Genomic DNA, 8276 nt, shown 5'->3' with positions numbered 1-8276 from the left:
AGGGTGGGCTGGGCTCTTCGTCGGGTGAGCTGGGACACAACGTGATGGACCATCATTTCGGCGCGGGTGCCTCCGGCCGGGTCGAAGGCTTCGAGGACAAGTACTACTTCGGACGTCGTCCCTGCGGCTTCTACATTCCCCGCTTCCGCAACGTGGCTGCTGACAAGCGCGGCTACCTGCGCGGCTTCGGCTACCAGGGCGGCGCCAGCCGCATGGGGTGGTCGCGCGAGATCGCCGAGCTGAACATTGGTGCCGACCTGAAGGAGGCGCTGACCGTGCCCGGTGACTGGCGCATCGGCATGACCGGCTTCGGCGAAATGCTGCCGCACCACGACAACACGATTCGCCTCGACCGCGACCGCAAGGACAAGTGGGGTCTGCCGGTGCTGGCGATGGATGTATCCATGCGCGCCAACGAACGTGCCATGCGCAAGGACATGGCCGCCGATGCCGCCGAGATGCTCGAGGCCGCCGGCGTCAAGGACGTGGAGATGCACGACAACGACTACGCCCCGGGCAAGGGCATCCATGAGATGGGGACCGCGCGCATGGGCCGTGACCGCAGGACGTCCGTGCTGAACCAGCACAACCAGGTCTGGGATGCGCCCAACGTCTATGTGACCGACGGTGCCTGCATGACCTCCAGCGCGTGCGTGAATCCTTCGTTGACCTACATGGCACTGACCGCGCGGGCTGCTGACCACGCCGTGCGCGAACTGAAAGCGGGGAACCTCTGATGGACCGCCGCGAACTGCTGAAGATGATCGTCGCCGCCACCGGCGCGGCGATGATCGGCCTGCCCGCGCTCGGTCAGGCACAGGCTCCCGCCGCAGGGGCGAAGACGCGCTTCTCCGACGCCGATGTCGGCACGCTGGACGAGATCGCCGAGACCATCCTGCCGCGGACGAAAACGCCGGGGGCGAAAGACGCAGGCGCCGGTGCGTTCATGGCCACGTTCGTCAGCGACTGCTACACCGCCCGGCAGCAGGCGACGTTCCGCGCTGGCCTGGCCGATATCGACAAACGCGCCGGCGGTCGCTTTGTTTCCCTTGCGCCGCAGGCCCGAGCCGAACTGTTGCGCGCGCTGGATGCGGAGGCCAGGAAACACGCAGTCGAGGTGACCGAAACCGGCACCGCCGAAGCAGGAGAGCGGATGCCGCATTACTTCACGATGTTCAAGCAGCTCACCATCTTCGGTTTCTTCACCTCCAAGGTTGGCGCGACCGAAGTGCTGCGTTACGTCGCCGTGCCGGGCCGCTACGACGGCGACCTGGCCTATGTTCCCGGCACGCCCGCATGGGGGACCAGCTGATGGATCACGCCATGAAGATCACGCCGCTATTGATCGCAGCCGGCGTGCTGGCCGCGGCACCGGCGTTCGCGCAGGCCAACACCGATCCTGCGCGCGACCCGGCGAAGACCGAGGTGTGGACACCCGTGCCTGCAGCCGTGGCCACGCCGCCGGGCAAGGCGCCGTCAGACGCCATCGTGCTGTTTGATGGCAAGGATGCCTCCGCCTGGGAGTCGGAGCAGGGCGGGCGTGTGCCCTGGACCGTCGCCGACGGCGCCATGACCATCGTGCCGGGCAGCAAGGGCATCCGCACCAAGCAGGGGTTCTGCGACATCCAGCTGCATGTCGAGTGGCGCACACCCGTCGAGACCCAGGGTTTCGACGGCCAGAACCGGGGCAACAGCGGCATCTTCCTGCAGGAACTCTATGAGCTGCAGGTGCTGGACAGCTACAACAACCCGACCTATGCCAACGGCCAGGCCGGCTCCATCTACAAGCAGGCCATGCCGCTGGTGAACGCCTCGCGTGCACCGGGGCAGTGGCAGGCCTACGACATCCTCTGGAAGGCGCCGCGTTTCTCGCCGGGAGGCGGGCTCATCTCGCCTGCGCGCATCACCGTGCTGCACAACGGCGTGCTGGTGCAGGACGACACCGTGCTGGCGGGCAGGACCGAGTACATCGGCCCGCCCTCGTATTCACCGCATGCGTGCGCGCCGATCCATCTGCAGGAGCACGACGCCAAGGTCAGCTACCGCAACATCTGGGTGCGCGAACTGTAACGCTGGCGGCCTATTTCGCGAGATAACTGGTGATGTCGTCGATCTCCTGTTGCGACAGCTGGGAGAACGGCGGCATCAGTCCGCCGCCCTTCCTGATCTTGTCCTTGATCTGCGCGGCATCCAGGCGCTTGCCGATGTCGGTGAGCGCGGGGAATGCGCCCGGCATGCCGGCGCGATCGGCACCATGGCAGGCCGTGCAGTTCGCTGTGTAGAGCTTTGCGCCGGCTGCAGGGTCGTCCTTGGACCATGCCGTGGTTGCCAGCATCGCCGCACAGAGAATCACAGCCATTTTCAGCATCGTTTTCAATCAGGACTCCTTCGCGTACTAGCGCTGCGCGCTGGCTGGCAGGCGGGGGGACAGGTGTTCACGCAGGTAGTCCGCGCCGGTCTGGATGACCTTGGCCGGATCGCGTGGCTGGTCGTGCTCGAGGATGTACCAGTGCACGCCGGCCGCTGCGGCGGCTGGCAGGATCGCGCGCCAGTCCAGCACACCCTGACCGACGGCAGCGAAGCCGCCCTCGTCTTCGGCCTGGCCCTTGGCTGCATTGTCCTTGGCGTGTACCGCGAACAGGCGGCCGCGGAACTTGCCGAGCATCACCGCAGGGTCCAGGCCCGCACGTGCGACCCAGGCCAGGTCCAGCTCGGTCTGCAGGTCCGGCCCGGCTGCTGCGAACAGCAGTTCCAGGCCGGTCCGGCCATCGAAGTCGACCAGTTCGAAGTCATGGTTGTGGTAGGCCAGGCGCATGCCCTTGGCCCGTACCTGCCTGGCAATCGCGCCCAGTTCCTTGCCCAGCGCGGTCCAGCCTGCGGCATCGGTCGGCCGATCCTTCGCGTCCAGGTAAGGCACCACCAGGGTGGTGTTGCCGATCGACCGGTTGAAGGCCACCACGCCGTCCAGGTCCTTGCGCAGCTCGGCCAGTTGCACGTGGGAGGAAATCGCCCTGATCGAATACCGGTCCAGCAACTGCTTGAGCTCGCTGGCGCTGACGCCCTGCGTGCCCACCGTTTCCACCGCATCCACGCCGGCGTCGTGGACGATCTTCAGCTGCTGGTCGAGCGGGCCGGCGTTGCGCAGTGTGTACATCTGCACGGCGATGGGCTTGTGCGGGCTGGCGGCTTCGTGTGCCAGGACGGGCAGGGCTGCGAACAGCAGCAGGGCAAGGGTGGCAGTTCTGCGGGCAGGCGTGTTCATCATGAGATGCTCCCGGGGTTCAACCGATGGCGGTCCAGGCACGGGTCCTGGCCGAGGTGATGACGCGGTCGACGATCAGCGCCGAGCGCACGCCGTCTTCGAAGGTGGGCAGGCCATCCGGTCGCTCGCCTTCGATGGCGCGGTAGGTGTCGGCGACGAATGCCTCGAAGCAGTGGCCGTAGCCCTGCGCGTGCCCGGCCGGCAACAGCGACAGTCGGCGCTGTTCGGCACTGCCGGCGCCCGGCCCGCGCACGAAGACTTCCTCGCGCTGGTCGGGCTTGCCGATCCACAGGCGCTCGGCATCTTCCTGGTTGAACGCCACACTGGCCCTGGCACCATCAATCTCGAACCAGAGACGGTTGTGGCGTCCGGCCGATACCTGGCTGACCGTCAACGATGCCAGCGTCCCGGCGCCAGTACGGAACATCGCCGCGGCCACGTCCTCGCTGGTGACCGCCTGCATCGCGCCACCGGCCGCTGCTGTGGTGAAGCTCTGCCCGGTGTCGGTGCTGCGTTCGGCGATCACCGTGTCGAACGCCGCGCTGACCTCGGTGAAGCGCTCGCCGCTGACCCATTCCACCAGGTCGCACCAGTGCGAGCCGATGTCGGCGAACACGCGCGACGCGCCGCCCAGCGCCGGGTCCACGCGCCAGTTGTTGCTGGCCGGGTCCAGCAGCCAGTCCTGCAGGTAGCTGCCGTGAATCAGGTGCAGCGGCCCCAGTTCGCCATGGGCGATGCGTGCGCGCGCCTCGCGGATCACCGGGTGGTAGCGGTAGACGAAGGGCACCGTGGCGACCAGCGCGTTGGCGGCCGCCAATGCTGCCAGCGCCCGGGCGTCCTCCAGCGTGGTGGCCAGCGGCTTCTCGCAGACCACGTGCTTGCCGGCTTCCAGTGCGGCCTGTGCCATGGGACGGTGCAGGTGGTTGGGCGTGCATACGTGCACGACCTGCACCTGTGGATCGGCGACCACCTCCTCGATGTCCCGATAGGCACGCGGGACACCCCACGCCTGCGCCACGTCGCGTGCGCGCTGCGGAGAAGAGGCGGCCACGCCACGGATGTCGGCACCCGCCAGCAGCGCCGCGCGACGGTGCACGGCACCGATCATTCCCGTGCCGACGATGGCGATTCCAGGCTTTGGCATCAGGTAGGGTCCTCAGGGCGTGGAAGGTGCGGCCGCAACCACTGGCCGGTCGCGGAAAAGCAGCAGGAAGGCGATCAGCACGAGCAGCGCGACCCCTGCCGGGAACAGCCAGATCTGCTGCCAGTCCGGACCGGCTGCAGTGGTGAAGTGCTCCACCACCGCGCCGGACAGGAACGTGCCGATCAGCATGCCCACGCCATACGTGGCCAGGGTGATGAATCCCTGCGCGCTGCTGCGCGCGGCCGGGCCGGCATGCGCATCGGTGTAGATCTGGCCGGTGACGAAGAAGAAGTCGTAGCAGATGCCGTGCAGCACGATGCCGATCACCAGCAGCGAGAAGCCACCGCCCGCATCGCCGAAGGCGAACATGACGTAACGCACGACCCATGCGGCCATGCCCACCGCCAGCATCGTCTTCACCCCCAGGCGCACGAACAGGAACGGCATGGCCAGCATCAGCAGGACTTCGGAGACCTGTCCCAGCGACTGCAGGCCCGCCGCGCCGCGCACGCCCAGGTCGTTGAGATACGGGTTGGTGAAGTTGTAGTAGAACGCCAGCGGGATGCAGATCGCGATGGACGCAAGGAAGAACACCAGGTACGAGCGTGACTTCAGCAGGCGCAGCGAATCCAGCCCCAGGATCTGTCCCAGGCCGGCATCGCGCTGCTGTGCCAGCGGCGGGGTGTGCGGCAGGGTGAACGCATACAGGCCCAGCGCCAGCGACGCCATCGCCGCCATCCGGAAGGTCAGCTCAAGGCGGTGTGCCTGCTCCCAGCCCAGCCAGCCGATCAGCACGCCTGCCACGATCCAGCCGACGCTGCCGGCCACCCGCACCAGCGGGAACTGTTTCTCGGGCGACTGCATGTGCCGCATCGCCACGCTGTTGGCCAATGCCAGCGTCGGCATGAACAGCAGCATGTAGCCCATGACGCAGGCGGAGAACATGCTGAAGCTGGTTGCGGTGGACGCCAGCCACATCAGCACTGCGCCAGCCAGGTGCAGGACCGCAAGGATGCGCTGCGCCGCGAAGTAGCGGTCAGCGATCAAACCAACCAGGAAAGGCGCGACGATGGCGCCGATGGACTGGCTGAGGAAGGCCGTCGCCACCTGGCTTGCGCTGGCCTGCAGCGGGCCCTGCACCAGATAGGTTCCCAGGGTGACGAACCATGCCCCCCAGATGAAGAACTGCAGAAACATCATCGCGCCCAAGCGCGACATGGTGTGCGTCATGGCTTGCCCTCCCAGGCAGTGATGTGTCAGATCCCGAGCATGCGGCGCAGTGATCCAGGATCGGTGCCGCTGTCGGCAAAGTCGTCGAAGGCGCGTTCGGTCACGCGGATGATGTGGTCGCGGATGAAGGCGGCTCCTTCCCGTGCACCGTCTTCCGGATGCTTCAGGCAGCACTCCCATTCCAGTACTGCCCAGCCGGGAAAGTCGTACTGGGCGAATTTCGAGAAGACCGCCTTGAAGTCGATCTGTCCATCGCCGAGTGAACGGAACCGCCCCGGACGATCGATCCAGTCCTGGTAGCCGCCATACACGCCACTGCTGGCACTGGGGTGATATTCCGCGTCCTTGACGTGGAAGATGCCGATGCGATCGTGGTAACGGTCGATGAAGCCGAGGTAGTCCATCTGCTGCAGCAGCAGGTGGCTGGGGTCGTACAGGATTTTCGCGCGGGGATGGTGGTCCACCACGTCGAGGAAGCGCTCGAAGGTCGCGCCGTCATGCAGGTCCTCGCCGGGATGGATCTCGAAGCACAGGTCCACGCCGCAGGCGTCGAAGGCATCCAGGATGGGGCGCCAGCGTCGGCCGAGTTCGGCGAAGGCTTCGTCCACCAGCCCGGCTGGCCGCTGCGGCCAGGGATAGAAGTAAGGCCAGGCCAGTGCGCCGGAGAACGTGGCATGCGCGGTCAGCCCCAGGCGCTGGCTGGCCTTGGCCGCCAGCAGCAGCTGCTGCACCGCCCAGGCCTGGCGGGCGGCCGGATCGCCACGCTTGTCCGGCGGCGCGAATCCGTCGAACAAGCTGTCATAGGCCGGATGGACGGCAACCAGCTGCCCCTGCAGGTGGGTGGACAGCTCGGTGATCTGCAGGCCATGTCCGCCCAGCATGCCGCTGACATCGTCGCAGTACGCCTGGCTGCGCGCCGCCTCGGCCAGATCGAACAGGTGGGGCGCGCTGGTCGGCACTTGTACGCCAGAATAGCCCAGCCCCGCGGCCCATCCGGCCAGCGTGTCCAGCCGATCAAAGGGAGGTGTGTCGCCGATGAACTGCGCCAGGAACAGCGCTGGACCCTTGAGCGTCTTCACGTTGATTCGCCCTCGATGCAATCGATTGCATTATCCTAACAGGGGCATTCGAAAGACCCGTTGTGCACTGCACAGCGGAAGGAAGAGGTAACGCCATGGCCACCATCTACGACATCGCAAGGCACGTCGGCGTCTCCGCAGGCACGGTGTCGCGAGCGCTTTCCCGGCCGGACAAAGTGCTGCCGGCTACACGCGCGCGCATCGAGCAGGCCGCTGCAGCGCTGGGCTACGTGCCCAACACAGTGGCCAGGACACTCAAGACCCAGCGCAGCGGCAAGATCCTGGTCACCGTCCCGGACATCGCCAACCCGTTCTTCGCGCAGATCCTGCAGGGCGCGGAGGATGCGGCGCAGGCCGTTGGCTACGCCGTCCTGCTGGGCGACACCCAGAACCTGCCCGAGCGCGAGGAGCGCTACGCGCAGATGCTCCGGCGCAACGAGGCCGATGGTCTGATCGTGCTGGGGCATCGCCTGCCGCCGACCGCGCGCGAGATTGTCCAGCAACGAGGTACCGCCGCACCGGTGGTCAATGGCTGCGAGTTCGATCCCGCGCTGGGCATCCCCAGCGTCCACATCGACAACGCGGCCGCCGCGCGCGCGGTGATGGAGCACCTGTACGGACTGGGGCACGAGCGGATCGCCGTGGTCGGCGGACCGCCCGACAATCCCCTGCACACGCAACGGCTGGAAGGCGTGCGCGCCGCCGCCAGGGCGCGTGGCCGCCTGCGCCACCTCAGCATCGTGCCGGGCGACTTCTCGGTGGAATCCGGCCATGCGGCCGCGCTGGCGCTGCTGCCGCCTGCCACCGCACCCACCGCGATCTTCTGCTTCAGCGACCAGATGGCGCTGGGCACCCTGGCGGCCTGCCGGGACCTGGGTATCCGCGTGCCCGATGACCTGTCCATCGTCGGCTTCGACGACCTGGCGTCATCGCGTTACCTCACGCCTCCGTTGACGACCATCAGGCAACCGATGCGCGAGATCGGCGAGCGCGCGGTCAACCTGCTGCTGGCCATCATCGAACAGGTCGATGTACCGCTTCAGCAGACGCTGGATTTCAGCGTGATGCTGCGCGGCTCGACGGCCCCGCCGAAGGGCCGCTGAGGCGAGGGCGGGGCGGCGGCATGCCGCGCTTTCCCCGCCTCAGGGCTTCGTGCGCCTGGCGTCCACGCTGTAGCGCCCGGGCCCACTGCAGGCCAGCAGCAGGAAGCCGCCGGCGATGGCCAGGTTCTTCAGGAACATGATCTGCTGCACCGGGTCGGCGAGCTGGTGGTGGAAGATGAAGGCCGTGACCAGGCTGAAGGCGGCCAGCACCGCGGCCACTGCCCGGGTCTGGAAACCGAGCAGGATGCACAGGGCCGTGCCGATCTCGAACAGGATGGTCGGCCACAGCAGGATGCCGGGGAGACCCATCGCGGCCATGTAGCCCTGTGTTGCCGCAGGGTCGGACAGCTTGCCCAGGCCCGATACCAGGAACAGCAGCATCAGCAATACGCGGGCGGCCAGCTTCGCAAGGGAGTGAAGTGATGTGTCCACGGCAACGTCCTCAGGGTGGGCAGGGC

General features: G+C 67.1%; 10 protein-coding genes. 4 read left to right on the top strand and 6 right to left on the bottom strand.

The window, feature by feature from the left end; translation table 11 throughout:
- From TEP_RS14165 to TEP_RS14155, 3 genes are all read left to right on the top strand, one after another.
- On the top strand, window positions 1-737 hold a 737-nt coding region (locus tag TEP_RS14165), incomplete at its 5' end, for a GMC oxidoreductase (protein WP_132826546.1).
- Window positions 737-1312 (top strand): gluconate 2-dehydrogenase subunit 3 family protein, encoded by a 576-nt coding sequence (locus TEP_RS14160; RefSeq protein ID WP_132825695.1) that lies wholly within the window; start codon window positions 737-739, stop codon window positions 1310-1312. The genes TEP_RS14165 and TEP_RS14160, both read left to right, overlap by 1 nt.
- Window positions 1297-2070 carry a DUF1080 domain-containing protein gene (locus tag TEP_RS14155; protein ID WP_132825694.1) on the top strand — a complete coding sequence of 258 codons (774 nt, stop codon included), beginning with the start codon at window positions 1297-1299 and terminating at the stop codon, window positions 2068-2070. The genes TEP_RS14160 and TEP_RS14155 overlap by 16 nt, the downstream gene beginning before the upstream one ends.
- 10 nt (window positions 2071-2080) lie before the next feature.
- On the opposite strand, the gene TEP_RS14150 is transcribed toward TEP_RS14155, so the two are convergent.
- The 5 genes from TEP_RS14150 to TEP_RS14130 are packed head-to-tail and all read right to left on the bottom strand — an operon-like array spanning window position 2081 to window position 6715.
- A complete protein-coding gene (locus TEP_RS14150) occupies window positions 2081-2377 on the bottom strand; it encodes a cytochrome c (RefSeq protein ID WP_235204635.1) in 297 nt (98 codons plus the stop codon).
- Between the two features lie 18 nt (window positions 2378-2395).
- The gene (locus tag TEP_RS14145; RefSeq protein WP_132825693.1) at window positions 2396-3262 is read right to left on the bottom strand and encodes a sugar phosphate isomerase/epimerase; all 867 of its coding nucleotides are present in this window, start codon (window positions 3260-3262) and stop codon (window positions 2396-2398) included.
- A gap of 19 nt (window positions 3263-3281) precedes the next feature.
- A complete protein-coding gene (locus tag TEP_RS14140; RefSeq protein WP_132825692.1) occupies window positions 3282-4406 on the bottom strand; it encodes a Gfo/Idh/MocA family oxidoreductase in 1125 nt (374 codons plus the stop codon).
- Window positions 4407-4418: 12 nt separating this feature from the next.
- Window positions 4419-5636 (bottom strand): nucleoside permease, encoded by a 1218-nt coding sequence (locus TEP_RS14135; protein ID WP_025873936.1) that lies wholly within the window; start codon window positions 5634-5636, stop codon window positions 4419-4421.
- 26 nt (window positions 5637-5662) lie between these two features.
- Window positions 5663-6715, bottom strand: coding sequence for a sugar phosphate isomerase/epimerase family protein (locus tag TEP_RS14130; RefSeq protein ID WP_132825691.1), 1053 nt, complete (start codon window positions 6713-6715; stop codon window positions 5663-5665).
- 95 nt (window positions 6716-6810) lie between these two features.
- Here TEP_RS14130 and TEP_RS14125 point away from each other — a divergent pair, with 95 nt between their 5' ends.
- Entirely contained in the window at window positions 6811-7818 is a 1008-nt protein-coding gene (locus TEP_RS14125) for a LacI family DNA-binding transcriptional regulator (protein WP_132825690.1), read from the top strand.
- Window positions 7819-7857: 39 nt separating this feature from the next.
- On the opposite strand, the gene TEP_RS14120 is transcribed toward TEP_RS14125, so the two are convergent.
- The gene (locus TEP_RS14120) at window positions 7858-8250 is read right to left on the bottom strand and encodes a DoxX family protein (RefSeq protein WP_132825689.1); all 393 of its coding nucleotides are present in this window, start codon (window positions 8248-8250) and stop codon (window positions 7858-7860) included.
- Between the last annotated feature and the right edge of the window lie 26 nt (window positions 8251-8276).

The organism is Stenotrophomonas sp. TEPEL, assembly GCF_004348785.1.
Classification (GTDB): Bacteria; Pseudomonadota; Gammaproteobacteria; order Xanthomonadales; family Xanthomonadaceae; genus Stenotrophomonas; species Stenotrophomonas indicatrix.
The sequence above is the reverse complement of the archived record's forward strand: the minus strand, read 5'-3'. Positions and strand labels throughout refer to the sequence as shown.

What these genes read in the sequence shown, in the direction of transcription:
- TEP_RS14145 (WP_132825693.1), bottom strand. Translation starts at nt 3,262, where the DNA reads ATGAACACGCCTGCCCGCAGAACTGCCACCCTTGCCCTGCTGCTGTTC.
- TEP_RS14135 (WP_025873936.1), bottom strand. Translation starts at nt 5,636, where the DNA reads ATGACGCACACCATGTCGCGCTTGGGCGCGATGATGTTTCTGCAGTTC.
- TEP_RS14125 (WP_132825690.1), top strand. Translation starts at nt 6,811, where the DNA reads ATGGCCACCATCTACGACATCGCAAGGCACGTCGGCGTCTCCGCAGGC.
- TEP_RS14160 (WP_132825695.1), top strand. Translation starts at nt 737, where the DNA reads ATGGACCGCCGCGAACTGCTGAAGATGATCGTCGCCGCCACCGGCGCG.
- TEP_RS14155 (WP_132825694.1), top strand. Translation starts at nt 1,297, where the DNA reads ATGGGGGACCAGCTGATGGATCACGCCATGAAGATCACGCCGCTATTG.
- TEP_RS14140 (WP_132825692.1), bottom strand. Translation starts at nt 4,406, where the DNA reads ATGCCAAAGCCTGGAATCGCCATCGTCGGCACGGGAATGATCGGTGCC.